This window comes from Microbacterium sp. 18062 (genome assembly GCF_902706225.1).
Taxonomy (GTDB): domain Bacteria; phylum Actinomycetota; class Actinomycetes; order Actinomycetales; family Microbacteriaceae; genus Microbacterium.
In genome coordinates this window covers 1-1,420 of record NZ_CACSKB010000103.1, presented here as the reverse complement: position 1 = coordinate 1,420, position 1,420 = coordinate 1, and the positions used below count along the sequence as shown (strand labels likewise).

Annotated in this window: 1 protein-coding gene; it reads left to right on the top strand. The window is 66.8% G+C overall.

The genetic code is table 11. From position 1 onward, the window contains the following. The first annotated feature begins 117 nt into the window (after positions 1 to 117). Positions 118 to 1,368 carry an IS256 family transposase gene (locus GVL03_RS18765; RefSeq protein WP_159502530.1) on the top strand — a complete coding sequence of 417 codons (1,251 nt, stop codon included), beginning with the start codon at positions 118 to 120 and terminating at the stop codon, positions 1,366 to 1,368. Positions 1,369 to 1,420: the final 52 nt, after the last annotated feature.

Genomic DNA, 1,420 nt, shown 5'->3' with positions numbered 1-1,420 from the left:
GGTTGCGTCCGGCAAGGTGGTGTACGAACCGGTGACCGTGTCGCTGCTGACGTAGCGACGGTCACCGCGTGATTCTTCGAGAGAACTCTTCACATCCATCTCGAAAGGACCTCGACGATGACCGTCGCACCCCACGATATCGACCCTGCCCGTTTCCTCGAAGAGCACCTCGCTCAAGCGTCTCCGGATCTGCTGCGGCAGATGCTGTCCACGTTCATCAACACGCTGCTATCCGCCGACGCGGACCAGGTCTGCGGCGCCTCGTACGGCATGACCAGTCCCGATCGGACGAACCGTCGCAACGGGTATCGACACCGTGACTTCGACACCCGTGCCGGGACGGTCGATGTCGCGATCCCGAAGCTGCGGCAGGGGACCTACTTCCCGGAGTGGCTGCTCGAGCGGCGTCGTCGCGCCGAGGCGGCGTTGACGACGGTGGTCGCGACCAGCTACCTGCTCGGGGTCTCCACCCGCCGGATGAACGATCTGGTGCAGTCCCTCGGGATCACCGGGTTGTCGAAGTCGCAGGTGTCGGAGATGGCCCGGGATCTCGACGAGCAGGTCGAGCAGTTCCGCACCCGTCCGCTGGATGCCGGCCCGTACACGTTCGTCGCCGCGGACGCGCTCACCATGAAGGTCCGTGAGGGCGGCCGGGTGATCAAGGTCGCCGTGCTCCTCGCGACCGGGGTCAACGCAGAGGGATACCGCGAGATCCTCGGCATGCAGGTCTCCTCGACGGAGGACGGCGCCGGCTGGCTCACGTTCTTCCGCGACCTCGTCGCCCGCGGGCTCACCGGGGTGAAGCTCGTCACCTCCGACGCGCACGCCGGGCTCGTCGCGGCCGCTGGTGCGACGCTCCCCGGAGCGGGATGGCAGAGATGCCGAACGCATTACGCGGCGAACCTGATGTCGGCGACGCCGAAGAGCTCCTGGCCGTGGGTGAAGACCCTGCTGTCGACCGTGTTCGACCAGCCCGACGCCGACGCGGTGCACGCCCAGTTCGACCGGGTCCTCGACGCGCTCGAACACAAGCTCCCGAAGAGCTTCGCCCACCTCGAAGGAGCCCGTGAGGAGATCCTCGCGTTCACCGTGTTCCCGAAAGAGATCTGGAAGCAGATCTGGTCCAACAACCCCACCGAACGCCTGAACCGAGAAATCCGCCGCCGCACCGACGTCGTCGGCATCTTCCCCAACCGCGACGCGATCATCCGCCTCGTCGGCGCCGTCCTCGCCGAGCAGCACGACGAGTGGGCCGAGCAACGCCGCTACCTCGGCCTCGACGCCCTCGCCCGAGCCCGCCGCGTCGGCGAACCAGAACCCAACCCAGAGGAGGTCCCCGAACCCGACTACCGAGCCCTCACCGCGTAACCCCACGAAGAATCACGAGACCGATCCGTACACCACCTCAAAGGACTTGACC

Bases quoted from the DNA above. Each gene is read 5' to 3' on its own strand.
- GVL03_RS18765 (WP_159502530.1), top strand. From the start codon at position 118: ATGACCGTCGCACCCCACGATATCGACCCTGCCCGTTTCCTCGAAGAG.